The sequence below is a fragment of the Kitasatospora sp. NPDC034533 genome (assembly GCF_055575155.1).
The window spans coordinates 1-24,839 of the sequence record NZ_JBVITE010000060.1; the positions used below are offsets into that span (position 1 = coordinate 1).

Here is a 24,839-nt window from a genome sequence, read left to right on the forward strand (position 1 = left end):
GGAAGTCACGCACCGCGCACCCAACCCCTTTCTCTGCTCGTCCCGGTCGACCCCCCCCCCCCCCCCCCCCCCTCCCCCTACCCCCCCCCCCCCCCCCCCCCCCCCCCCCCCCCCCCCCCCCCCCTTCCCCCCCCCCCCCCCCCCCCCCCCCCCCCCCCCCCCCCCGCGCCGGGGATAGACACGGCGGACGAGGACTACGTGGTGGTCCAGTCGCTGGGTGCGGACCGGCGGGCCCGGGGCTTCCTGGCGGTCGGGACCGAGGACCGCATCACGCCGACCGAGCGGTACGTGCTGAACGCGGCGGTGGCGTTGTTGACCCTCACCCTGGAACGCTCGCGCGAGCTGCGGCAGGCGGAGGAGCGGATGGGCGCGGCACTGCTGCGGATGGTGCTGGCCGGTGAGGTGGCGACGGCCCGCCAGGTGGCGGTGGGGCTGTTCGGGGGCATGCCGGAGGGCACGATACGGGTCCTGGTGGCAGGGGCGGGCCCGTCCAACGCGGATGCCGCGGAGGCGCTCGGCGAGCTGGGCGACCGGGCCGAGCAGGCGGGTGCCCGGGTGGGCGAGAAGCTGCTGGTGGCGCGGGAGGACGGCACCCACGGGCCGCGGCTGATGGTGCTGGCGCTGGACAACGGCGCGGTGCACCGGGCGTGCCTGGGCGCGGTGGAGGAGCACGAGGGCCTGTCGCTGGGCGTCTCGGCTCCGGCCGCGCTGGAGGAGGCCGGCACGGCGCACGCGCAGGCCGAGCGGGCGCTGGCGGTGGCGCTGCGCGGCGGACGCCGGTCGGTGGACCACGAGGAGGTCGGCGCGGGTTCGCTGCTGCCGCTGCTCGGTGAGGACGCGGTGACGGCGTTCGCGGAGGGGCTGCTGCGGCCGCTGCGCGAGCACGACCGGACGGCCCGCGGTGACCTGGTGGCCTCGCTGCGGGCGTGGCTGTCCCGGCACGGCCAGTGGGACGCGGCCGCGGCCGACCTGGGCGTGCACCGGCACACGCTGCGCTACCGGATGCGCCGGGTCGAGGAGCTGCTGGGCCGTTCGCTGGACGACACGGACGTGCGGATGGAGCTGTGGCTGGCGCTGCGCTCCGGCGAGGAGTGAGACGCCGGTTCCGCTCCCGATACGCCTCGCCCGCTTCCCGATACGCCTCGCCCGCTCTCCGAGACGCGCGCCCGCTCCCGACCGAGGATCGGCGGTAGGACGCGGTGGAGTGACCCCGGGGGCGAACGCTCCTAGTCGGCCAATCCGGTCGGCGCGCCGCCCCGCCTACCCTCAAGTCCGGGTCCCACGTCCGTGGGCCGTAGGACAGACGAGGAGAGGGCCGGTACCACGGTGACCACCACGTACGATTTCTGGCTCGCCGGCCGCCGGGCGAGCGGTGACGCCGACTTCGAGGTGCACAACAGCTGGGACGGCCGTCTGGTCGGCAAGGTGAGCATCCCGACCGAGGCCCAGGTCGAGGAGGCGCTGGACGCCGCCGTCGCCGCCCTGCCGGTGTTCGCCGCCACCCCGGCGCACCAGCGTGCCGCCGCCCTGGACCACGTGGCCAAGCGGCTGACCGAGCGCACCGAGGAGCTGGCCCAGCTGGTCAGCGCCGAGAACGGCAAGCCGATCAAGTGGGCCCGCGGTGAGATCGGCCGCGCGGTGTCGGTCTTCCGCTGGGCCGCCGAGGAGGCGCGCCGCACCAACGGCGAGACCATGCGGCTGGACACCGACCCGGGCGGCGTGGGCCGCTTCGCGGTGGTGCGCCGCTTCCCGCGCGGTGTGGTGCTCGGGATCGCGCCGTTCAACTTCCCGCTGAACCTGGTCGCCCACAAGATCGCCCCGGCGATCGCGGTCGGTGCCCCGATCATCCTGAAGCCGGCCCCGGCGACCCCGCTGTCGGCGATGGTGCTGGGTGAGGTACTGGCCGAGACGGACCTGCCGGTCGGCTCCTGGTCGATCCTGACCGTGCCGAACGACCGGATGCCGGCCCTGGTGCAGGACGAGCGCCTGCCGGTGATCTCCTTCACCGGTTCGGACAAGGTCGGCTACCAGATCATGGACTCGGTGCCGCGCAAGCACTGCACCCTGGAGCTCGGCGGCAACGCCGCGGCCGTGGTGCTCGCCGACTGGTCCTCGGAGGCCGACCTGGACTGGGCGGCGAGCCGGATCGCGATGTTCGCCAACTACCAGGGCGGCCAGTCCTGCATCTCGGTCCAGCGGGTGATCGCCGACGCGTCGGTGTACGACGCGCTGGCGGAGAAGGTCGTGGCCAAGGTCAAGGCCCAGGTCACCGGTGACCCGAGCGACGACGCGACCGACGTCGGCCCGCTGATCGACGAGAACGCCGCCAAGCGTGTCGAGTCCTGGGTCGAGGACGCGGTCGCCAAGGGCGCCAAGGTGCTCACCGGCGGCACCCGCGAGGGCGCCACCTACGCCCCGACCGTGCTGGCCGACCTGCCCGAGGACGCCATCCTGGCGAAGTCCGAGGTGTTCGGCCCGGTGCTGTCGCTGCACAAGGTGGACGGCGTGGACGAGGCCTTCGCGGCCGTCAACGACTCGGCGTTCGGCCTCCAGGCCGGCGTGTTCACCCACGACCTGCAGACGGCCTTCCGCGCCCACCGGGAGCTGGAGGTCGGCGGTGTGATCATCGGCGACGCGCCGTCCTACCGCGCCGACCAGATGCCGTACGGCGGCGTCAAGGACTCCGGCGTCGGCCGCGAGGGCGTCAAGTACGCGATGGACGACTACACCGTCGAGAAGGTCATGGTCCTCACCGGCCTGGACCTCTGAGCGACGCGGCGGCGGTGACGTAGCACCGCCGTGGCGGGAGGGCCCGGTTCGTCCGTCGAACCGGGCCTTCCCACGTTTCCCGTCCCCCGAGCCACCACCCTGCCGCCCCCGCCCCCCGCCCCCGGCTCAGCCGTCGTGCCCGGCGGCCGCCGCGACCGCCTCCTCGACGGTGGCGTTCCCGGCGACCAGCTCCAGGGTCAGCCCGGCGGTGCCGGGCTCGCGCAGCAGGGCGGCCAGGACGGCGGCCACGTCCTCCCGGTCCACCGCGCCGCGGTCGACCGAAGGGGCCAGCCGGACCAGGCCGGTGCCGGGGCCGTCGGTGAGCCGCCCGGGGCGCAGCACCGTCCAGTCCAGCGCGGTCCGGGCCCGGACCGCGTCGTCGGCGGCTCCCTTGGCCCGCAGGTAGGTCTCGAAGACCTCGTCGGCCGGGTGGTGCGCGGCGGCGTCGGCGGCCATCGCCGAGACCATCAGGTACCGGCGGACCCCGGCGAGTTCGGCCGCGTCGGCGAGCAGTACGGCGGCGTCCCGGTCGACGGTGTTCTTGCGGGCGGCGCCGCTGCCCGGTCCGGCGCCGGCGGCGAAGACCACCGCGTCGGCCCCGGTCAGCAGTTCGGCGAGCTGCCCGGCGGTGGCGGCCTCCAGGTCGAGCAGCAGCGGCTCGGCGCCGGCGTCGACGAGGTCCTGGGCCTGTTCGGGGCGGCGGATGATCCCGGCGGGGCGCTCGCCGCGCGCGGCGAGCAGCCGTTCCAGCCGGAGCGCGATCTGTCCGTGGCCCCCGGCGATGACGGTACGCATGGTTCCGACGGTAGACCGCGGGACCGGAGGGCGTCCTGGCGGGCGCCGCGAACAGGCCACAATGGGCGCATGACTTCGCTCGCTCACCCGCAGCTGCGCTTCACGCCCACCGTGGCGGACCCCTCCGGCCCCCGAGAGCTGGTGATCCTCGGTTCCACCGGTTCGATCGGCACCCAGGCCATCGACGTGGTGCTCCGCAACCCGGACCGTTTCCGGGTGGTCGCCCTGTCGGCGGCGGGCGGCCGGGTGGAGCTGCTGGCCGAGCAGGCGCTGCGGCTGGGGGTGCACACCGTGGCGGTGGCCGATCCGGCGGCCGAGCCGGCGCTGCGCGAGGCGCTGGCCGCGAAGGCGGCGGGCCGTCCGCTGCCGACGGTGCTGGCGGGCCCGGACACGGCGACCGAGCTGGCCGCCCTGGAGTGCCACTCGGTGCTGAACGGCATCACCGGTTCGATCGGCCTGCGGCCGACGCTGGCCGCGCTGGAGGCCGGCCGGGTGCTGGTGCTGGCCAACAAGGAGTCGCTGATCGTCGGCGGCCCGCTGGTGAAGGCGGTGGCCCGGCCGGGCCAGATCGTGCCGGTGGACTCCGAGCACGCCGCGCTGTTCCAGGCGCTGGCCGGCGGCACCCGTGCGGAGGTGCGCAAGCTGGTGGTCACCGCCAGTGGCGGTCCGTTCCGCAACCGGACCCGTGAGCAGCTGGCCGGGGTGACCCCGCAGGACGCCCTGGCGCACCCGACCTGGGCGATGGGCCCGGTCGTCACGATCAACTCCGCGACCCTGGTGAACAAGGGCCTGGAGGTGATCGAGGCCCACCTGCTGTACGACGTGCCGTTCGACCGGATCGAGGTCGTGGTCCATCCGCAGTCGGTGGTCCACTCGATGGTGGAGTTCACCGACGGTTCGACCCTGGCCCAGGCCAGCCCGCCGGACATGCGGATGCCGATCGCGCTGGGTCTGGGCTGGCCGGACCGGGTGCCGGACGCCGCCCCCGGCTGCGACTGGACCAAGGCCGCCACCTGGGAGTTCTTCCCGCTGGACGACGAGGCCTTCCCGGCGGTCGAGCTGGCCCGCGAGGTGGGCACCCTGGGCGCCACCTTCCCGGCGGTGTTCAACGCGGCCAACGAGGAGTGCGTGGAGGCGTTCCTGAACGGCCGCCTCGCTTTCACCGGAATCGTGGACACTGTTGCCAAGGTCGTGGCCGAGCACGGCCAGCGGGACGGCGCTTCGGCGGCGGGAACTTCCCTGACGGTGGAGGACGTCCTGCACGCGGAGGACTGGGCGCGCGCCCGGGCCCGCGAGTTGGCGGCCGGCTGACGGCCGGTCGGCGGCCCCGGGGCGGCCGACCGTGGTGGTGGGCGCCCTCGGGCCCTAGAGCGGTAGGACAAGACGATGAGCGGAGCAGCATGACGGAGGACCAGCGGTGGCAACGGTTTTGACGGTGGTCGGCATCCTGGTCTTCGTCGTCGGGCTGCTCGTCTCGATCGCCTGGCACGAACTCGGCCACCTCTCCACGGCCAAGCTGTTCGGCATCCGGGTGCCGCAGTACATGGTCGGCTTCGGGCCGACCCTCTGGTCGCGCCGCAAGGGCGAGACCGAGTACGGCATCAAGGCCATCCCGTTCGGCGGGTACATCCGGATGATCGGGATGTTCCCGCCGGGCGAGGACGGCCGGATCACCAAGCGCAGCAGCTCGCCCTGGCGGACCATGATCGAGGACGCCCGCGAGGCCTCCTACGAGGAGCTCCAGGAGGGGGACGAGCACCGGCTCTTCTACACCCGCAAGCCCTGGCAGCGCGTCATCGTGATGTTCGCCGGGCCGTTCATGAACCTGATCCTGGCGTTCGGGCTCTTCCTGACCGTGATGATGGGCTTCGGCGTCAGCATGACCGTGCCGACGGTCGGCAGCGTCGAGAAGTGCGTCGTCAAGGCGGGCGCGCCCAGGGACACCTGCCCGGAGGGCGCCCCGCTGACCCCGGCCGCCCAGGCCGGACTGAAGGCGGGCGACAAGGTCCTCTCCTTCGACGGCGACCGGATCCGCACCTACGACCAGCTCCAGGCGGACATCCGGAAGTCGGCGGGCCGGACCGTCCCGGTCGTGGTCGAGCGGGCCGGGGAGCAGCTCACCCTCAACCCGACCATCGCGGTCAACGACGTCCAGAAGTACGACGGCAACAACGTCCCGATCAAGGGCCAGACCGTCCAGGCCGGGTTCCTCGGGTTCACCCCGGCGACCGGGGTGGTCCAGCTCAGCCTCGGACAGTCGATCGACCGGATGTACGACCAGGCCGAGACCGGGGTCAAGGCGCTGGTCGCCCTGCCCGGGAAGATCCCCGGGCTGTGGAACGCGATCGTCGGCGACGCCCCGCGCGACCCGGACTCGCCGATCGGCATGGTCGGCGCCGCCCGGGTCAGCGGCGAGGTCTTCTCGATGGACGTGCCCGCCACCCAGCGGGTCGCCACCGCCGTGTACCTGCTGGCGGGCATCAACCTGTCGCTCTTCCTCTTCAACATGCTGCCGCTGCTCCCGCTGGACGGCGGGCACGTGGCCGGAGCGCTCTGGGAGGCGGTCCGGCGCCGGTTCGCCCGGCTGTTCCGGCGGCCCGATCCGGGCCCGTTCGACGTCGCCAAGCTGATGCCGGTGGCGTACGTGGTGGCCAGCGTGTTCATCGGATTCACCCTGCTGGTGATGGTCGCCGACCTCGTGAACCCGGTGAAGATCGGTTAGCCGCAGCCAGGGAGGATGCTCCGGCACGGCGCCGTGCCGTACCGTGGGGGCCGGGTGCGCGATCGTCCGCGCGCCCGGCCTCGGCCGTGCGACGGCCGGGAGGCCGCCCACACCTCAACCCCGGGGAACCCTGCGCACATGACCGCGATCTCGCTCGGTATTCCGTCCCTGCCGCTCAAGCCCCTGGCCAAGCGCCGCCACTCGCGGCAGATCATGGTCGGCAACGTGCCGGTCGGCGGCGACGCACCGATCTCGGTGCAGTCGATGACCACCACGGTGACCTCGGACATCAACGCCACGCTCCAGCAGATCGCGCAGCTCACCGCCTCCGGCTGCCAGATCGTCCGGGTCGCGGTGCCCTCGCAGGACGACGCGGACGCGCTGCCGATCATCGCCAAGAAGTCGCAGATCCCGGTCATCGCGGACATCCACTTCCAGCCGAAGTACGTCTTCGCCGCGATCGACGCCGGCTGCGCGGCGGTGCGCGTGAACCCGGGCAACATCAAGGCCTTCGACGACAAGGTCGGCGAGATCGCCAAGGCCGCCAAGGACGCGGGCGTGCCGATCCGGATCGGTGTCAACGCCGGTTCGCTGGACAAGCGCCTGCTGGAGAAGTACGGCCGGGCCACCCCGGAGGCGCTGGTCGAGTCGGCGCTGTGGGAGTGCTCGCTGTTCGAGGAGCACGACTTCCGCGACATCAAGATCTCGGTCAAGCACAACGACCCGGTCGTGATGATCAACGCCTACCGCCAGCTCGCCGCCGCGTGCGACTACCCGCTGCACCTCGGCGTGACCGAGGCCGGGCCGGCCTTCCAGGGCACCATCAAGTCGGCGGTCGCCTTCGGCGCGCTGCTGGCCGAGGGCATCGGCGACACCATCCGGGTCTCGCTCTCCGCCCCGCCGGCCGAGGAGATCAAGGTCGGCACCCAGATCCTGGAGTCGCTCGGGCTGCGCGAGCGCGGCCTGGAGATCGTCTCCTGCCCGTCCTGCGGCCGGGCCCAGGTCGACGTCTACAAGCTCGCGGAGGAGGTCACCGCCGGGCTGGAGGGCATGGAGGTGCCGCTGCGGGTGGCCGTCATGGGCTGCGTCGTCAACGGTCCGGGCGAGGCCCGCGAGGCCGACCTCGGGGTCGCCTCCGGCAACGGCAAGGGCCAGATCTTCGTCAAGGGCGAGGTCATCAAGACCGTTCCCGAGTCGAAGATCGTCGAGACCCTGATCGAGGAGGCCCTCAAGCTCGCCGAGCAGATGCAGGCGGAGGGCGTCGAGTCGGGCGCGCCGACCGTCGTCGCGGGGGAGTGACCTCCGCCCAGTCCTGACCGCGCGGGAGGGCCCGCGCGGCGTTTTCCGGAAGCGGGGCCGTCCGTTCGCGGACGGCCCCGCGGCCGTAGCCGGGTGGGGCCACGGAGTAGGGTGCGGCCAGAGTCGTCTCAGTGAGGTGCTGTCTCGATGCTCGATCGAGGTGTGATGCTCCCGAGCTCCTTCCAGGCTGCCCGGGCCCTGGCCACCACCCGCGTGCTGGAGCCGCCCGACCTCGGGGACGCCCTGGAGATCCTCCACCGCGACCCGGTCGCCAACGCCTTCGTCGCGACCCGGGTCGAGGCCGTCGGGCTGGACCCGTGGCGCCTCGGCGGGGAGATGTGGGGCTGGTACGACGGGGACGGCGTGCTGGACGCGCTCTGCTACGCCGGGGCGAACCTGGTCCTGGTCAACGCCGGCTCGGAGGCGGTCGCGGCGTTCGCGGAGCGGGCCCGTCGGCAGGGCCGCCGCTGCTCCTCGATCGTCGGGCCGGCGGGGGCCACGGCGGCCTTCTGGGCGCTGCTGGAACGCAGTTGGGGACCGCCCAGGGAAGTCCGGGCGCACCAGCCGCTGTTGGCGACCTCGGTGCCGTCGGCGGAGATCGCGCCGGACCCACTGGTGCGCCGGGTGCGGCGCAACGAGGTCGAGGCCCTGATGCCGGCCTGCGTGGCGATGTTCACCGAGGAGGTGGGGGTGTCGCCGCTGGCGGGGGACGGCGGGCTCCTCTACCAGGCGCGGGTGGCCGAACTCGTCTCCACTGGGCGGTCGTTCGCGCGGTTCGGGGAGGACGGGCAGGTCGTCTTCAAGGCGGAGATCGGCGCGGTGACGGAGGGGGCCTGCCAGATCCAGGGGGTCTGGGTCGCCCCGGAGCACCGGGGGCGGGGGCTCTCCGAGACGGGCATGGCGGCCGTCCTGGACGTCGCCCTGCGGGAGGTGGCGCCGGTGGTGTCGCTGTACGTCAACGACTTCAACCTGCGGGCCCGGGCCGCGTACCGGCGGGTGGGGTTCCGGGAGGTCGGGGCGTTCATGAGCGTGCTCTTCTGATCGGTGCGGCAGGAGTGGTTGGGATCTTCGGCCGCGCCGTGGGGCCGCTGGTAGTAACGTCCGGAGCATGGATCAGCTGACCGGTGTGACGATCGGGCCCATCGACCTCGCCGCCTGGGCGCCGCAGGCGCTGGAGGTCCAGGCGGCGGCGTTCGGCCTGACGCCGGAGGAGGTCGCGGTACGGCTGCACATCGTCGGCCGGCACGCCCTCCAGCCGGGGGTGATCGCGCTCGGCGCGATGAGCGGCGGGCGGCTGGTCGGGTTCGGGTACGGGATGCCCAACCACCGGGAGCACTGGTGGAGCACGGTGATCGAGCCCCATCTGACCGCCCGGGGGTACGGGGACTGGCTGGACGGAGTCTTCGCCGTCACCGAGCTGCACGTGCTGCCGGAGTTCCAGGGGCGGGGGGTCGGCTCGCGGATCATCCGGACGCTCTGCGAGCGGTCGGGGCTGGACCGGAGCATCCTCTCGGCGATCGACGCCGAGACGCCGGCGCGGCGGCTGTACCGGGCGCTGGGGTACCAGGACCTGGCGCGGGCGGTGCGGTTCCCCGCGACGGACCGGCTGTACGCGGTGATGGGCGCCCGGCTGCCGCTGCGCGGGGCGGCGGTCCGGGGCTCACAGGGCGCCGGCGAACTCCAGTGAGAGTTCGGCGTCCTCGCGCCGGCCCTCGGTGAGGGCGCGCAGGGCGAGGTCGACGGCGCGGAAGAGGGTCCAGCCGCGCAGCCGGTCCCGGTCGACTTCGAGGGCCTCGGAGAGCCGTCCCAGCCGGCGGCGGACGGCCGCGGGGGCGCCGGGGGAGCCGACCAGGGTGTCGGCGCGGTCCAGCGCGAGGCGGGCCAGGTCGTAGGCGCGCTCGCCGGCCACCGGGCGCGGGTCGATGGCCAGCCAGGGGGCGCGGTCGGCGGCCAGGACGTTGCCGTGGTGGAAGTCGCCGTGCAGCAGGAAGGACTCGCCGGCGGAACCGGCGAGGTCGCGGGCGGTGTCCAGGGCCTCGGCGATCAGCGGCCGGGCCTCGGCGGCGACGGGGTCGGCGGCCTCCGCGAGGCGGTCGGCGGTGGCGGCGGCCGCGGCGATCCGCTGCCCGACGGCGGGGAGGGAGTGCCCCTCGGGGAGGTCCGTCCAGAGGCGGTGCAGCAGGCTGGTGGCCTCCAGCATGGCCTTGGGCTCGGCCAGCGAGCGCAGCGGGATCTCGCCGTGGAGGCGTTCGAGCAGGAGGACGCCCTCGGCGGGGACGGAGCCGAGGAGCAGCACGGCGCCCCGGCCGGCCCAGTGGGTGAGGGCGGTGTGCTCGTGGGCGGTCTCGGGGGTGGGCAGGCCGACCTTGAGGACGGCGGGGGAGAGGTCGTCGCGGTGGACGTAGGCGACCAGGCTGAGGCTGCCGCCGGGGTCGAGGACCCGTTCCAGGGTGAGGTCCCAGCGGGCGAGGTGGTCGGCGGCCCTGGCGGGCAGGGCGGCCAGCCACCGGCGGCCGGCCTCGCCGTGGGCGGCGGTGACGGCGTTCGTCAGCCGGCTGGGGACGGTGATGGTGGGTTCGGCTCCCGACATGGGTCCATTGTCAGGGTTTGGGCGTGACGTGCCGGGCTTTCGGCCGGGCGGGTGTCGCGCGTCCCGCCCGGCCACCGGCGAGGAGGTCAGTCGGGCACGCCGGGGAACGCCGTCGCGGGGGCGCCCCAGCGGCGGGCGGACAGGGCGGTCTCGCGCAGGGCGGTGGCGGCCCGGGAGCGGTAGGGGGCCGGGACGGTGGCGACCAGGTCGGCGTAGACGGTGGTCAGCCGGGTCTCCAGGTGGACGGCGAGCCTGGTGGCGTCCGCCGGGGAGGTGACCGGGAAGGGCAGCTGGTAGCCGCCGGCGGCCGGGGTGGGGGAGGCGGCGGCGCCGGTCAGCAGGCGCTGCCAGGCGTCGCGCCGGGCCTGGTGGGCGGCGTGGGCGCCGCGGGCGTCGGCGCGCTGCCGGTCGTCGGGCAGGTGGGCGCCGACCACGCCGTAGCCGTAGACGGCGGCGTGCTCGGCGCCGAGGGCGGTCTGGAGGGCCGGGACGGCGGCGGCCGTGGCCTCGGGGGTGGCGGCGCGGTCCTCGGCAGCGGCGACGGGGGTCTGGTCGCCGAGGGCCGCGGTGTGCAGTGCCTTGGAGGCGGCGATGGCGGCGAGCAGCCGGGCGAGGTCCGGGCCGACCCCTTCGAGGTCGTGGAGGTGGGAGTCGGCGCTCCGGCGCTCCAGCGCGGCCAGGTCGGCGAGGGTGGCGACGGGATCGGCCGGGGTGCCGGTCGGGCTGCCGGTCGGGGAGGGGGTGCCCGAGGCGGGGCCGGAGGCGGAGGGAGAGGCGGTCGGCAGGCCCTGGGCGAGGGCGGCGCGGTGCCGGACGGTGTCCTCGCGCAGGGGTCGCAGCAGGGCGGTCCGGGCGTCCGGGGCGGCGAGCAGCTCGTCGTAGGCGCCGAGCAGGCGGTCGGTGACGGCGACCGCGCGAAGCCGGGCGGGGGTGTCCGGGTCCCGCGGTGGTTCGGCGGTGGTGGGGTGCCCGTCGGAGCCGCCGGTGCAGGCGGTGAGGGTGGTGAGCAGTCCGAGGGCCAGGAAGGTCCGTCGGCTGGGCGGCTGCATCGGGGTCACTCCGTGGCGGGTACGGGAGGACGGCCTCCCCGCCTCCCCTCGTAGGCGTGAATCATTACAGAATCCCCACGTTCCCGGGCCCGGTTCGGGGGCGCCGTGCCGGGCGCCGCACAGTGTGACCTTGCTCGCAGTGGGTCGCGTGCGGGCGGCGGCCGGAGGTCCGGAATCGGTGGTTCGGGGCTTCACCGGATAGGCTTTGGGCCGAGCTGCCGTGACCCGGTGTGGCGCCGAGGGCGCGGGGCGACCTTCTGACAACAGCAGACGCGGCCGAGGAGTCCACCCGGATGAGCACCACCCACACCGACCGGCTGCGAGCGCTGCTGGAGCCGCTGGCCGAGCAGGCCGGACTGGACCTGGAGGACGTCCGGGTCACCAGGACGGGCAGCCGCCGGCAGGTGCAGATCGACGTCGACACCGACGGCGGTGTGGACATGGACGCCATCGCCGAGTTCAGCCGGGTGGTCGGCGAGGCCCTGGACGAGTCGGACCTGATGGGGGACGAGGCGTACCTGCTGGAGGTCGGTTCGCCGGGCGCGGAGCGCCCGCTGGTCCTGCCCCGGCACTGGCAGCGCGCAGAGGGCCGGCTGGCCAAGATCCACCTGGCGGACGGCGGGGAGGTCGTCGCCCGGGTCCTGGAGGCCGACGAGGACGGCGCACTGGTCGAGGTGCAGCCGGTGAAGGGGCGCGGCCGCCCGAAGGAGCGCCGTCTGGCGTACGCGGAGGTGGCCCGGGCGCGCGTCCAGGTCGAGTTCAACCGCAAGGACGACGACGCGCTCCTGGACGCGGCTGCCGACTTCGACGAGGGGGACGACGGCGCCGAGTGAACCACCGGTGCCGTACGACCATGACGAACGTGACGAAAGACGAGGAGGCGTAGCCGTGGACATCGACATGAGTGCCCTGCGCACGCTGGTCAACGAGAAGAACATCCCCTTCGACCTGCTGGTCGAGTCCATCGAGTCCGCCCTCCTCACCGCGTACCACCGCACCGAGGGCTCGCGCCGCCGGGCCCGGGTGCACCTGGACCGCAAGAGCGGCCACGTCACCGTGTGGGCCATGGAGGACCCGGCCGAGCTGGACGAGGGCGTCGAGCCCAAGGAGTTCGACGACACCCCGAGCGGCTTCGGCCGGATCGCGTCCAGCATCGGCATCCAGGTGATGATGCAGCGCCTGCGCGACGCCGCCGACGACCAGACCTTCGGCGAGTACGCGGGCAAGGAGGGCGACATCGTCACCGGTGTCGTCCAGCAGGGCAACGACCCGAAGAACGTGCTGGTCGACATCGGCAAGCTGGAGGCCATCCTGCCTCCGCAGGAGCAGGTCCCGGGCGAGGACTACCGCCACGGCACCCGGCTGAAGTGCTACGTGGTGGCCGTGCGCCGCGGCGTGCGCGGGGCCTCGGTGACGCTGTCGCGGACCCACCCCAGCCTGGTGAAGAAGCTGTTCGCGCTGGAGGTCCCGGAGATCGCGGACGGCAGCGTGGAGATCGCGGCGATCGCCCGCGAGGCCGGCCACCGGACCAAGATCGCGGTCTGGTCGCGCCGCCAGGGCCTGAACGCCAAGGGCGCCTGCATCGGCCCGATGGGCTCCCGGGTGCGCGCGGTGATGGGCGAGCTGCACGGCGAGAAGATCGACATCGTCGACTGGTCGGAGGACCCCCGGGAGATGGTGGCCGCGGCCCTGTCGCCCGCTCGGGTGACCAGCGTGGAGATCGTGGACGCCGCCCAGCGCTCCGCCCGGGTGATCGTGCCGGACTACCAGCTGTCGCTGGCGATCGGCAAGGAGGGGCAGAACGCCCGCCTGGCCGCGCGCCTCACCGGGTGGCGGATCGACATCCGGCCGGACACCGAGGGCCAGGGCGAGGAATCGCAGGCCCGGTAGTCAGTGTTGTCACAGCCGTCCTCGTCGGTCCTCCGGGATCGGCGGGGCGGCGCCATGTCGCTTCGGAGGGGTAGACTTGCCTTCGTCTGGCCGGACGCATGTCCGAGCACGCCCGGAACGCACCTGCGTGGGCTGCCGCAAGCGCGCGGCCAAGCACCAGCTGTTGCGTGTCACGGCGGTCGAGGGCGAGTGCGTCCCTGATCCCCGTGGCGCACTGCCGGGCCGGGGCGCCCACGTGCACCCCGACCCCGGCTGCCTCGACCTCGCGGTCCGCCGTCGGGCGTTCCCCCGGGCCTTCCGGCTCCAGGGAGCGCTCGACACGGAGCGGCTCCGCGAGTTCATCGGGGAGCGGGCGGGCGAAGCCTCGTAGCAGGGCCGCCTCCCGCGACGGCCGCCGCTCGCGCGGCGGAGAACCACCGCAACAAGCACGGCGCGCGGGCAGCCGCGCGCCGTGCCACCAGTCAGGTACCTCGCGATGTGGAAGTAGGTCGAGATTGCGATGAGCACTCGATGAGTACGCGATGAGTACGCGATGGGTACGCCCATGAAGTAGCGACAGTCCGGCGGACGAGACCCCCGGACTCATAGACAGGAGTGAAGTGGCTAAGGTCCGGGTTTATGAACTCGCCAAGGAGCTTGGCTTGGAGAGCAAGGCCGTCATGGCCAAGCTCACCGAGCTCGGTGAGTTCGTTCGTTCGGCGTCCTCGACGATCGAGGCGCCGGTCGTGCGCAAGTTGACTGACGCGCTTGGTGTGGCCCCCACCGGTGGTGGTTCCGCTGCCAAGCCGGGCCCGCGGAAGACCGCGGCGCCCTCCCCCGCCGCCGGCTCGGGTGCCCCGAAGCCGGGGGCTCCGACCCCGGGACCGCGCCCCGGCGCGACCCCTGGTCCCCGTCCGACCCCGGCTGCCGCCGCGCCTTCCGCGCCGGCCGCCCCCGCCGCCCCGAAGCCGGGCGCGCCGACTCCGGGCCCGCGCCCGGCCGCGCGTCCCGCCGCTCCGGCGGCCCCGGCCGCGCCCGCGGCCGAGTTCTCCTCGCCGGCTCCGGCCGGCGACGCCCCGCGTCCGTCCGCCCAGGCCCCGCGCCCGGGTGGCCAGGCCTCCGGTGCCCGTCCGGGCCCGCGTCCGGCCGGCCCGCGTCCGGGCAACAACCCGTTCACCTCGGGTAGCGCCACCGGCATGGGCCGTCCCGGCGACCGCCGTCAGGGCGGCCAGGGCGGTGCCCCGCGTCCGGGTGGCGCCCAGGGTGCCGGTGCGCCGCGTCCGGGTGGCGACCGTCCGCGTCCGGGCGGTGCTCCGGGTGCCGGTGCGCCGCGTCCCGGTGGCGACCGTCCGCGTCCCGCCGGCGCTCCCGGTGCCGGTGCGCCGCGTCCCGGTGGCGCCCCGCGTCCGGGTGCTCCGGGTGCCGGTGCTCCCCGTCCCGGTGGCGCCCCGCGTCCCGACGGCATGCCGCGTCCGGCCGCGCCGCGTCCCGGCGGCCCGACCCCGTCCGGCATGCCGCGCCCGAACCCGGGCATGATGCCGCAGCGTCCGGCCGGCCCGCGTCCGGGTCCGGGTGGCCGTGGTCCGGGTGGCCCCGGCGGCCGTCCGGGTGCTCCGGGCGGTGCCCGTCCCGGCTTCCAGGGCCGTCCGGCCGGTCCGGGCTCGCGTCCGGCCGGTGGCGGTGGCTTCGGCGGCCCGCGTCCCGGTGGCGGTGCCCCCGGCGGCGGTGGCGGCTTCGGCCCGCGTCCCGGCGGCTTCGGCGGTCGTCCCGGCGGCCCGGGTGCCCGTGGTGGCACGCAGGGCGCCTTCGGTCGTGGCCCGGGCGGTCGCCCGGCGCGCGGCCGCAAGTCGAAGCGGGCGAAGCGCCAGGAGTACGAGGCCATGCAGGCCCCGTCCGTCGGCGGTGTGATGCTGCCTCGCGGCAACGGCCAGACCGTTCGCCTGTCGAGCGGCGCCTCGCTGATGGACTTCGCGGAGAAGATCAACGCCAACCCGGCCGCGCTCGTCTCCGTCATGTTCAACCTCGGTGAGATGGTCACCGCGACCCAGTCGGTCTCCGACGCCACGCTCCAGCTGCTGGCCGACGAGATGGGCTTCGTCCTGGAGATCGTCAGCCGGGACGACGAGGACCGCGAGCTGCTGGAGTCGTTCGACATCGACTTCGGTGCCAACGAGGGCGACGAGGACCAGCTGGCCCCGCGCCCGCCGGTCGTCACCGTCATGGGTCACGTCGACCACGGTAAGACCCGCCTGCTGGACGCCATCCGCAAGTCCAACGTGGTGGCCGGCGAGGCCGGTGGCATCACCCAGCACATCGGTGCCTACCAGGTCGTCACCGAGGTGAACGGCGAGCAGCGCCCGATCACCTTCCTCGACACCCCGGGTCACGAGGCGTTCTCCGCCATGCGTGCCCGTGGTGCCAAGTCCACCGACATCGCGATCCTGGTGGTCGCGGCCAACGACGGTGTCATGCCGCAGACGGTCGAGGCGCTGAACCACGCCAAGGCCGCCGGTGTGCCGATCGTGGTCGCCGTCAACAAGATCGACGTCGAGGGCGCCGACCCGACCAAGGTCCGCGGCCAGCTGACCGAGTTCGGCCTGGTGGCCGAGGAGTACGGCGGCGACACGATGTTCGTCGACATCTCCGCGCGCCAGGGTCTGCACATCGACCAGCTGCTGGAGGCCGTGGTCCTGACCGCGGACGCCTCGCTCGACCTGCGGGCCAACCCCGACCAGGACGCGCAGGGCATCGCGATCGAAGCCCACCTGGACAAGGGCCGCGGCGCCATGGCGACCGTCCTGGTCCAGCGCGGTACCCTCCGCGTCGGCGACTCGATCGTCGTGGGCGACGCCTACGGCCGCGTCCGCGCGATGCTCGACGAGAACGGCAACAACCTCTCCGAGGCCGGCCCGTCCCGTCCGGTGCTGCTGCTCGGTCTGACCTCGGTGCCCCGCGCCGGCGACAGCTTCATCGTCGTCGACGAGGACCGCACCGCCCGCCAGATCGCCGAGAAGCGCTCGGCCCGCGACCGCAACGCCGCCTTCGCGCAGCGTCGGGTCCGGGTGTCCCTGGAGGACCTGGACAAGGCCATCGCCGCCGGCTCCATCGAGCAGCTCAACCTCATCATCAAGGGTGACGTCTCCGGTTCGGTCGAGGCCCTTGAGGACGCCCTCGTCAAGCTGGACGTGGGCGAGGAGGTCGAGCTCCGGGTCCTGCACCGCGGTGTGGGTGCCATCACCGAGTCCGACGTGGACCTGGCGATGGGCTCGGACGCCATCATCATCGGCTTCAACGTGCGCGCCGAGGGCCGTGCGCGCGCCGCGGCCGAGAAGGAAGGCGTGGACGTCCGGTACTACTCGGTCATCTACCAGGCGATCGAGGAGATCGAGAGCGCCCTCAAGGGCATGCTCAAGCCGGAGTACGAGGAGGTGCGCCTCGGCGCCGCGGAGATCCGCGAGGTCTTCCGCTCCTCCAAGTTCGGCAACATCGCCGGTGTCCTGGTCCGCGACGGCATCATCCGCCGCAACGCCAAGGCCCGCCTGCTGCGCGACGGCAAGGTCGTGGCGGAGAACCTCTCCATCGAGGGTCTGCGCCGCTTCAAGGACGACGCGACCGAGGTCCGCGAGGGCTTCGAGGCCGGTGTCACCCTGGGGTCGTTCAACGACATCAAGGTCGACGACATCATCGAGACCTACGAGATGCGCGAGAAGCCGCGCGCCTAGTCGGTGTCAGCCGGGGCCGGTCGACGGGTGGAATTCCCGTCGACCGGCCCCGGTCTCGCTGTGTAGGGTCCAGGGGTGTCGGCCCGGTTCCGGGCCGCTCTCCGAGGCCTTCCAGGTCGGCTTGACCTGTCACACATGTTCGTTGGAACACTCACCTTCGACCTGCTGCTGGGCGACGTCCACTCGCTCAAGGAGAAGCGTTCGATCGTGCGGCCCATCGTGGCCGAACTGCAGCGCAAGTACAGCGTGTGCGCTGCCGAGACCGGGAACCAGGACCTCCACCGCCGGGCCGAGATCGGCCTCGCGGTGGTCTCCGGCGAAGCCGGGTACGTCACCGAGGTCCTGGACAGCTGTGAGCGGTTGGTCGCCGGCCGCCCCGAGGTGCAGCTCCTCTCCGCGAGGAGGCGCTACCACAACGACGACGACGAATGAGAGCTGTGGAGCCGGCCGGCGGAAGTCGCCGTTCTCACACAGATCAGGACCGAGAGCGCCCGCAAGGCCGGGCGCGGGCCGGTACTTTGGGGCGTGGGCCCCGACGGGTGCGCAGCTCGCCCGGGTACCGGGCCCACTGCACGAGGAGGCAACGTGACCGACACCGCTAGGGCGCGCAAGCTCGCCGACCGCATCCAGGTGGTCGTCGCCCAGACCCTGGAACGGCGGATCAAGGACCCCCGTCTGGGGTTCGTGACCATCACCGACACCCGGGTGACCGGAGACCTGCGCGAGGCCACCGTCTTCTACACCGTCTTCGGTGACGAGACCGAGCGCGAGGCCACCGCGGCCGCGCTGGAGAGCGCCAAGGGCGTGATCCGCTCCGAGGTCGGCAAGATCGGGGTGCGCTTCACCCCGACGCTGACCTTCGTCGCGGACGCGCTGCCGGACAACGCCCGGAACATCGACGACCTGCTCGACCGGGCCCGCACCTCGGACGCCGCGGTGCGCACCCAGGCCGCCGGGGCGACCTACGCCGGCGACGCGGACCCGTACCGGGTCCCGGCGTCCGAGCGTGACGACGAGGACGAGTAGTCATGGCGGGTGAGCCGGCGAAGGCCGCCTCGCGAGCCGGATCGACCACGGGGGCGTCCTCCACCAGCACGGTGGAGGGTGCCCTCGCGGCGCTCCCGGCCCCGCGCACCGAGGAGAGCGGGTTCGAGCTGGTCTGGCAGCAGGTGGTGGCGGAGATCGGGCGGGCCCGTTCCATCGACCTGATCTGCCACATCTGCCCGGACGGCGACGCGCTGGGCTCCTCGCTGGCGGCGGCGCTGGCGCTGCGCGCGCTCGGCAAGCAGGTGCGGGTCTCCTTCGGCGACGACCCGCAGATCGTGCCCGAGTCGCTGGCGTTCCTGCCCGGCCAGGAGCTGATCGTGCCGGCCGCCGAGGTGCCGGAGGTGCCGGAGCTGGTGCTCTGCTTCGACGTCGCCGCGCGGAGCCGGCTCGGCCTGCTGCACGACAAGGCCTTCGCCGCGCCCGTCCTGGTGGTGTTCGACCACCACGCCTCCAACCCGGGCTTCGGCACCCACCAGCTGATCGACCCGACCGCGCCGGCCACCGCCGTGCTGGTCGACGAACTGCTGCGCCGGCTCGGCGTCGAGCTCGACCAGGAGCTGGCCACCTGCCTGTACACCGGGGTCGCCACCGACACCGGCTCGTTCAAGTACCGGGCCACCACTCCCGCCACCCACGAACTGGCCGGGCGGCTGCTGGCCACCGGCATCCGGCACGACCTGATCTCCCGGCAGCTGTGGGACACCTCCTCCTTCGGCTACCTCAAGGTGCTCGCGGGCGCGCTCGACCGGGCCGTCTACGAGCCGGAGGCGGCCGGCGGACTGGGCCTGGTGTGGACCTGGGTGCCGTACCAGGACCTCGCGCTGTTCAGCGTCACGGTCGAGGAGATCGAGGGGCTGATCGACATCCTGCGCCGGCCGGCCGAGGCCGAGGTGGCGCTGGTGCTGAAGCAGGACCCGGACGGGACGCTGCGCGGCTCCTCGCGCTCCAAGGGCGCGGTGGACGTCGCCGCGGCCTGCGCCGAACTGGGCGGCGGGGGGCACGTCTTCGCCGCCGGCTTCAGCGTCCGGGAGGACGTGGCCGCGGTGGTCGAGCGGTTCCGGGCTGCGCTGGGGCCGGTACGTTGATCATCTCTGACGACGTTCTTTCGACGTCGCGGAGCCGACGCCCCAGAACAACCGATGTTGAGAGAAAGAGCTCGATGAAGCGCAAAGGCACCGGCCCGGACGGCCTGGTGATCGTCGACAAGCCCGAGGGCATCACCTCCCACGGGGTCGTCGCCAAGCTGCGGTGGCTGGCCGGCACCCGCAAGGTCGGGCACGCCGGCACGCTGGACCCGATGGCCACCGGCGTCCTGGTGATCGGCGTCGAGCGGGCCACCCGGCTGCTCGGCCACCTGATGCTCACCGCCAAGACGTACGAGGCGACCATCCGGCTCGGCCAGACCACCGTCACCGACGACCGCGAGGGCGAGGTGACCTCCTCGACCCCGGCCGGCGCCGTCACCCGGGAGGCGATCGACGCCGGGATCGCGGCGCTCACCGGCGAGATCATGCAGGTGCCCTCGAAGGTCAGCGCGATCAAGATCGACGGCAAGCGCTCCTACGCGCGGGTGCGCGAGGGCGAGGACTTCGAGCTGACGGCCCGGCCGACCACGATCCACTCCTTCACCGTGCACGAGCAGCGCGCGGCGGTCGCCGAGGACGGCACCCCGGTGATCGACCTGGACGTCACCGTGGAGTGCTCCTCCGGCACCTACATCCGGGCGCTGGCCCGGGACCTCGGCGCCGGGCTGGGCGTCGGCGGGCACCTGACCGCGCTGCGGCGCACCAAGGTCGGTCCGTACGGGGTGGAGTCGGCGCGCACCCTGGAGCAGTTGGAGGCCGAGGTCACCGGCGAGGCGGCCAAGGGGCTGGAGGTGCTGCCGATCGGCGAGGCCGCGGACGCCGCCTTCCCGCGCTGGGACCTGGACGAGGCCTCGGCGACGAAGCTGTCGCACGGCGCCCGGCTGAAGGCGCCCGGGCTGGGCGTGGACGGGCCGATCGCGGTGTTCGGGCCGGACGGGCGCTTCCTGGCGCTGGTCGAGGAGAAGGGCGGCCAGGCGAAGCCGGTCGCCGTCTTCGTCGGCTGACGGACCGCCGCCGTCGCCCGGGCCCCCGTCGGGAGTCACCCCGACGGGGGCCCAGGCATGTCCGGGCGCCCCTTCACCCGTCCGAGGGGGCGCGCGGAGTGAACGCCCGTGGTGAGCGGCGCGGGCGCGGTCGGCTCGCCGCCCCGGCGGGCAGGCTCCCCGCGAGCGAGCGACGGCCGAAGGGGCGCGGGCATGCCGGGGTTCCAGGAGGGCGATCCGGGGCGGTACCTGCTGCGGCTCCGCGACCTCGACGGGCGGCTGCACGGCTTGGGGTTCGTCGCCGACCGGCAGGGCAGCGTGCTGACGGCGCACGAGAGCGTGGCGGGCCTGGACCGGATCGTCCTGCACACCCCCGGCGGGCAGACCAGGGTGCTCGGCCCGGGCGCCGTCCTGCCGCTGCCCGAGCACGGGCTCGCCCTGCTGCGCACCGACGCCGTCGGCGGGCTGCCGGTGCCACCGCTGCCGCTGGCCGCCGCCGCGCCGCCCGGGCACCAGGTGCTGCTGCCCGCCCTGGCGGGGGAGGACGGACGGGTGGTGGCGCTGCGCTGCGGGCTGCTCGGGGCCACCGGCGCGCAGTACCGGGGGCACCGGCTGGGCGGGGTGCTGCTGCTGGACGTGCCGGTGGTCGCCGGGGTCGCCGTGCCGGCCGGCTCACCGGTGCTGGACGCCCGCAGCGGCGCGGTGGTCGCGCTGGCCGCGCCCGCCGTGCGCGGCGCCCGGCACGGCGGGGCGCTGCCGGCCGTGGCGGTCGGTGGCGGGGTGGCGGACGCCGGGCCCCTGGCCGGGCTGTCGGCGGGCAACGCGGCGACGGTGCCCGGCTACGGGCGGGCGCTCAACCTGGCCGGGGTACTGCGGCTGACCGGCGCCCAGGCCACCGCCGCCGGGGCCGGACCGGGGCGGGTGGCCCGACTGGCCGCGGACCGGGTGGACCGGCCGGACGGCCTGGCGGGGGAGGAGTCGGCCGCGACCGTCACCGTGCTGGTCGGCGCCCCCGGCAGCGGGCGCACCACCGAACTCGCCGCGCTGACCGCCCGTCGCGCGGCCGCCGCCGACCCGCTGCCCACCCTCTGGCTGCGCGGCGCCGACCTGCGCGCCGGGGACCGCTCGCTCGCCGAGCCGGTGGCGCGGGCGCTGGCCGCCGCGGCGGCGGGACTCGGCGTCCCGGCGCCCGCGCCCGAGCCGGTGGCGGCCCTGTGTGCGGCGGCCGGACGCCCGCTGCTGGTGGTCCTGGACGGCCCCGAGGAGGCCCTGCTGCCGGTGGACGCGCGCTGGCTGCGCGGCGCCGGCTGGTGGCTGGCCGGCTGCGGGGCCAGGCTGCTGACCGCCTGCGGGGAGGAGTTGTGGGAAGAGCTCGCGGCCGAGACCTGGGACGGCGGCTCCGGCCCGCACCGGACGCCGGAGCCGCACCCGGACGGCGACCCGCCCAGTGCCCCCACCGTACGGACGGACAGCCGCGGCCCGGGCGGGCCGAGCCTGGCCGGGCAGTGGCTCGGCCCCCTGCCCCCGGAGGCGGCCGAGCGGGTGCGCCGCCGGTACGGGCTGCCGCCCGGCCACCCGGCCGCCGCCGAGGACGCGCGGCACCCGCTGGCCGTCCGGCTGGCCGGGGAGCTGTGGGCCGAGGGGCTGGGCGTCGGGCCGGTGCGCCGGGGCGAGCTGTTCGACGCCCACCTGGACCTGTGCTGCCTGCGGGTGGCCCAGCGGCTGGCCGGGGACGGCCGACCGCGCCGCCCGGGCGCCCACCGCCGGGGCGCGGTGCGGCCGGGCGGGGCGCCGCGGCCCGGGCGGGTGCGCCGGCTCGCGGCGGCGGTGGCCGGGCGGGTGCACGAGGCGGCCCGGCTGACGCTCGGCGGCGAGGCGGCCGGAGGGCTGGAGCGGGCCGTCTTCGAGGAGCTGTTCCCGGCCGAGGGCGGCTGGGCCGCGGCGGTGCTCGCCGAGGGCCTGTTCGTCCCGGCCGGGTCCGGATTCCGTTTCGCCCACGGGGAGTTCGCGCACTGGGTGCAGGGCCGGCACCTGGACCTGGACGCGGCGCTGCGGCTGCTGCTCGGCGAGGCCGAGGACACCCCGCCCCGGGACCTCCCGCCCGGCGAGGCGGCCGGCGGGGCGCGCGCCGTCCCCCGGCACCGGATCGGGCCGGTCGCCGCCGCGCTGTGCCGGGTGGCCGACACCTGGGGCGCCGGCGCACTGGACCCGTGGCTGCACCGGATCTGGCGCGCCCTGGACCTGCGCCCGCCGGGCAGCGAACCCGCCTGGTGGGCGGCCCGGCTGCTCGCCGAGGGCCTGGCCGCCAGCCCCGACCGGTCCCAACACCGGGCGCTGCTGGACCAGTTGGCCGCGCGGATCGCCGAACGGGCGGGCCCGGCGGGCGCGGCGGCGCTCCCGCCGGCCGGTCTCGGCCGCTTCGGCCCGGCCTTCTGGACCGGACTCGGCCTGCCCGTCGAGACCGAACTCGCCCTGCTGCGCCGCCTGGTGACCGCCGACGGACCCGGGCAGCGCTTCCTCGCCGTGGTGGCCGAGCGGCTGCGCGCCGACCCGGTCACGGTGGTCCCGCTGCTCTGCGCCTGGTTCGAGGACCCGCGCGGCCTGCCCGGCCGCCCCGGCCGCACCACGGCCGACCTTGCCCACGACCTGCTGCACGCCCACCGGCGGCTCGCCCTGGACGAGCTGGCCGACGCGCTGGCCGCCGCCGCGCACCCGAGGGCGGACGCACTGCTCACCCTGCTCGCGGCCGAGGAGCCGTCCGCGCTCTGCCGGGCGGTCGACCGCTGGAGCCACGACCGGCGGCCCGAGCGGCACGTCGCGGCCGCGGTGCACGCGCTGCGGGTCGCCCCGTACGCCTCCGGTGCCGGGGCCGAACTGCTGCGCCACACCGCGCTGGCCCTGCTGGGCCGCGAGGACGAGCCCGGCCTGCACGGGGCCGCGCTGGCGCTGCTGGTCGGCGATCCGGTGACCAGGGCCGCGTACCTGCCGGCCGCGCTCGACCGCTTCCGGGCGGGCGGGGACGCCTTCCTCACCCCGCGGGCCCTCGCACCGGCCCTGGAGAGCGACCCGGAGCCTGTTCTGGCCGCGCTCGCCGACCGGTCGGCGGCCCCCGGCGCCGCCAGAGCCGAGACGCTGCGGGTGCTCGCCGACGCCACCGCCCCGGCGGCCGTGCGGCAGGGGGCCGAGCTGGCCGTCCGGCTGCTGCGGGCGGATCCGGGGCTGGCCGGCCCGGTCGCCGTCGACTACCTCGGCCGCCGCCTCGCCCGCGCCACCGCCGTCGGCCCGGCCGACCGGTCAGAGCTGCGGGCACTGCTCGACGCCGCGCTGGCCGCCCGCGACCCGGGGGTGCGACGGCCGTTCGCCGAGGCGCTGTCCGTCCCGGTGGCCGCCCCGGCGGCGGACGCGCTGCGCCGCGAGCTGCTGGGCGCCCTGCTCGCCGCCGGGGCCGACCCGGGGGCGCGGACCACCGCCGGGGCGTGGTCCGCCGAGCACCGCGGAGCCGAGCGGCCCGTCCGGGCCGGGGCGCCACCCGCCCACTCCGCTCCCGCCCACGCCGCTCCCGCCCACACCGCCCCCGCCCACGCCGCTCCCGCTCCGCCGGGAGCGGAGGAGCCACCGGTGGGCTGGGACGGGCGCTCCACGGCCGTCGCCCTGCTGCTCGCCGGTCGGCCGTCCGGGGCCGTGCCGCCCGCTCGGGCCGCTCCGGAGGCTCAGGCCGCCCCGGACGGCCCTCGGCCGGCCCGGATGCGGACTTCGGCTGCGGCCGGACGGGACCCTCAGTATGCTGCCGCCGACGCCGAGCGGGCGCTGCCCGAACGGGCGGCGGGGCCGGCGGTGCGCTCAACCCGTATTCCGGTGCCTGAGCCGGGGCAGGCGCATGGCACGCTATAGGGGTTCGGGTTTTGAGCGTTTGAGCGTACAGAGGGTACGCGCCGTACGGAACAAGGAGCGGTCAGGTGCAGCGCTGGCGTGGCCTGGAGGAGATCCCCGGTGACTGGGGACGCAGCGTCGTCACCATCGGTTCGTTCGACGGGGTCCACCGAGGGCATCAGCTGATCATCGGGCGGGCGGTCGAGCGCGCCCGCGAACTCGGCCTTCCCTCGGTCGTGGTGACCTTCGACCCGCACCCGCGCGAGGTCATCCGCCCGGGCAGCCACCCGCCGCTGCTGGCGCCGCACCCGCGCCGCGCCGAGCTGATCGCGGAGCTCGGGGTGGACGCGGTGCTGGTGCTGCCGTTCACCACCGAGTTCTCGCAGGAGTCCCCGGAGGACTTCGTCCGGCAGGTGCTGGTGGACGCGCTGCACGCGCGGCTCGTCATCGAGGGCCCCAACTTCCGCTTCGGGCACCGGGCCGCCGGGAACGTGGCGCTGCTCGGCGAGCTGGGCCGGGCGGACGACTTCGAGGTCGAGGTGATCGACCTCCAGGTGTGCGGCACGGCCGGGGACGGCCAGCCGTTCTCCTCCAGCCTGACCCGCCGACTGGTCGAGGCCGGGGACATGGCCGGCGCCAACGAGGTGCTGGGCCGCCCGCACCGGGTCGAGGGCGTGGTGGTGCGCGGCGCCCAGCGCGGGCGCGAGCTGGGCTACCCGACCGCCAACGTCGAGACCGTGCCGCACAGCGCGATCCCGGCCGACGGCGTGTACGCGGGCTGGCTGACCGCGGACGGGGAGCGGATGCCGGCGGCGATCTCGGTCGGCACCAACCCGACCTTCGACGGCACCTCCCGCACGGTGGAGGCGTACGCCATCGACCGGGTCGGCCTGGACCTGTACGGGATGCACGTGGCCGTGGACTTCCTGGCCTACCTGCGCGGGATGGAGAAGTTCGACTCCATCGACGCGCTGCTGGACCGGATGGCCGACGACGTCAAGCGGGCGCGGGAGCTGACCGACGGCCTGTGAGCCGCGGA

The 24,839-nt window shown here is 74.9% G+C and carries 20 protein-coding genes; 17 read left to right on the top strand and 3 right to left on the bottom strand.

What is annotated here, in order from left to right; all coding sequences use genetic code 11:
• The first annotated feature begins 201 nt into the window (after positions 1-201).
• On the top strand, positions 202-1,095 hold the full coding sequence (locus tag ACZ55U_RS30905) for a PucR family transcriptional regulator (RefSeq protein WP_465531350.1): 894 nt from the start codon (positions 202-204) through the stop codon (positions 1,093-1,095).
• A gap of 231 nt (positions 1,096-1,326) precedes the next feature.
• Entirely contained in the window at positions 1,327-2,769 is a 1,443-nt protein-coding gene (locus tag ACZ55U_RS30910) for an aldehyde dehydrogenase family protein (protein WP_465531352.1), read from the top strand.
• Between the two features lie 126 nt (positions 2,770-2,895).
• On the opposite strand, the gene ACZ55U_RS30915 is transcribed toward ACZ55U_RS30910, so the two are convergent.
• Positions 2,896-3,564, bottom strand: a complete 669-nt coding sequence (locus ACZ55U_RS30915; RefSeq protein ID WP_465531354.1) for an NAD(P)-binding oxidoreductase — start codon at positions 3,562-3,564, stop codon at positions 2,896-2,898.
• A 69-nt stretch (positions 3,565-3,633) separates the two neighbouring features.
• Between ACZ55U_RS30915 and dxr the strand changes: the two genes are divergently transcribed.
• From dxr to ACZ55U_RS30940, 5 genes are all read left to right on the top strand, one after another.
• On the top strand, positions 3,634-4,875 hold the full coding sequence (dxr, locus tag ACZ55U_RS30920; RefSeq protein WP_465531356.1) for a 1-deoxy-D-xylulose-5-phosphate reductoisomerase: 1,242 nt from the start codon (positions 3,634-3,636) through the stop codon (positions 4,873-4,875).
• Positions 4,876-4,981: 106 nt separating this feature from the next.
• Positions 4,982-6,286 (top strand): M50 family metallopeptidase, encoded by a 1,305-nt coding sequence (locus ACZ55U_RS30925; protein WP_465531358.1) that lies wholly within the window; start codon positions 4,982-4,984, stop codon positions 6,284-6,286.
• A 138-nt stretch (positions 6,287-6,424) separates the two neighbouring features.
• The gene (gene ispG / locus ACZ55U_RS30930) at positions 6,425-7,585 is read left to right on the top strand and encodes a flavodoxin-dependent (E)-4-hydroxy-3-methylbut-2-enyl-diphosphate synthase (protein ID WP_465531360.1); all 1,161 of its coding nucleotides are present in this window, start codon (positions 6,425-6,427) and stop codon (positions 7,583-7,585) included.
• A 165-nt stretch (positions 7,586-7,750) separates the two neighbouring features.
• On the top strand, positions 7,751-8,626 hold the full coding sequence (locus ACZ55U_RS30935; protein WP_465531424.1) for a GNAT family N-acetyltransferase: 876 nt from the start codon (positions 7,751-7,753) through the stop codon (positions 8,624-8,626).
• A gap of 67 nt (positions 8,627-8,693) precedes the next feature.
• The gene (locus ACZ55U_RS30940; protein ID WP_465531362.1) at positions 8,694-9,272 is read left to right on the top strand and encodes a GNAT family N-acetyltransferase; all 579 of its coding nucleotides are present in this window, start codon (positions 8,694-8,696) and stop codon (positions 9,270-9,272) included.
• Here the strand turns inward: ACZ55U_RS30940 and ACZ55U_RS30945 are convergent.
• Positions 9,246-10,175 carry an aminoglycoside phosphotransferase family protein gene (locus ACZ55U_RS30945; protein ID WP_465531364.1) on the bottom strand — a complete coding sequence of 310 codons (930 nt, stop codon included), beginning with the start codon at positions 10,173-10,175 and terminating at the stop codon, positions 9,246-9,248. The genes ACZ55U_RS30940 and ACZ55U_RS30945 overlap by 27 nt on opposite strands.
• An 86-nt stretch (positions 10,176-10,261) precedes the next feature.
• On the bottom strand, positions 10,262-11,224 hold the full coding sequence (locus ACZ55U_RS30950; protein ID WP_465531366.1) for a ferritin-like domain-containing protein: 963 nt from the start codon (positions 11,222-11,224) through the stop codon (positions 10,262-10,264).
• Between the two features lie 293 nt (positions 11,225-11,517).
• Between ACZ55U_RS30950 and rimP the strand changes: the two genes are divergently transcribed.
• From rimP to ACZ55U_RS31000, 10 genes are all read left to right on the top strand, one after another.
• Positions 11,518-12,057: a ribosome maturation factor RimP gene (gene rimP, locus ACZ55U_RS30955; protein ID WP_465531368.1), complete on the top strand. Its 540-nt coding sequence runs from the start codon at positions 11,518-11,520 to the stop codon at positions 12,055-12,057.
• A 55-nt stretch (positions 12,058-12,112) separates the two neighbouring features.
• Entirely contained in the window at positions 12,113-13,114 is a 1,002-nt protein-coding gene (nusA, locus tag ACZ55U_RS30960) for a transcription termination factor NusA (protein WP_465531370.1), read from the top strand.
• Between the two features lie 127 nt (positions 13,115-13,241).
• The gene (locus ACZ55U_RS30965; RefSeq protein ID WP_465531372.1) at positions 13,242-13,484 is read left to right on the top strand and encodes a YlxR family protein; all 243 of its coding nucleotides are present in this window, start codon (positions 13,242-13,244) and stop codon (positions 13,482-13,484) included.
• A 229-nt stretch (positions 13,485-13,713) separates the two neighbouring features.
• Positions 13,714-16,815 (top strand): translation initiation factor IF-2, encoded by a 3,102-nt coding sequence (gene infB / locus ACZ55U_RS30970; RefSeq protein WP_465531374.1) that lies wholly within the window; start codon positions 13,714-13,716, stop codon positions 16,813-16,815.
• Between the two features lie 135 nt (positions 16,816-16,950).
• A complete protein-coding gene (locus ACZ55U_RS30975) occupies positions 16,951-17,247 on the top strand; it encodes a DUF503 domain-containing protein (RefSeq protein WP_030289887.1) in 297 nt (98 codons plus the stop codon).
• 153 nt (positions 17,248-17,400) lie between these two features.
• Positions 17,401-17,841, top strand: coding sequence for a 30S ribosome-binding factor RbfA (gene rbfA, locus ACZ55U_RS30980; protein WP_465531376.1), 441 nt, complete (start codon positions 17,401-17,403; stop codon positions 17,839-17,841).
• Between the two features lie 2 nt (positions 17,842-17,843).
• Positions 17,844-18,947: a DHH family phosphoesterase gene (locus ACZ55U_RS30985; RefSeq protein WP_465531378.1), complete on the top strand. Its 1,104-nt coding sequence runs from the start codon at positions 17,844-17,846 to the stop codon at positions 18,945-18,947.
• Positions 18,948-19,021: 74 nt separating this feature from the next.
• Complete coding sequence (gene truB, locus ACZ55U_RS30990; RefSeq protein ID WP_465531380.1) at positions 19,022-19,951, top strand: tRNA pseudouridine(55) synthase TruB; 930 nt, start codon at positions 19,022-19,024, stop codon at positions 19,949-19,951.
• 192 nt (positions 19,952-20,143) lie between these two features.
• Positions 20,144-23,821 carry a serine protease gene (locus tag ACZ55U_RS30995; protein ID WP_465531382.1) on the top strand — a complete coding sequence of 1,226 codons (3,678 nt, stop codon included), beginning with the start codon at positions 20,144-20,146 and terminating at the stop codon, positions 23,819-23,821.
• 65 nt (positions 23,822-23,886) lie between these two features.
• Positions 23,887-24,831 (top strand): bifunctional riboflavin kinase/FAD synthetase, encoded by a 945-nt coding sequence (locus ACZ55U_RS31000; protein ID WP_465531384.1) that lies wholly within the window; start codon positions 23,887-23,889, stop codon positions 24,829-24,831.
• Positions 24,832-24,839: the final 8 nt, after the last annotated feature.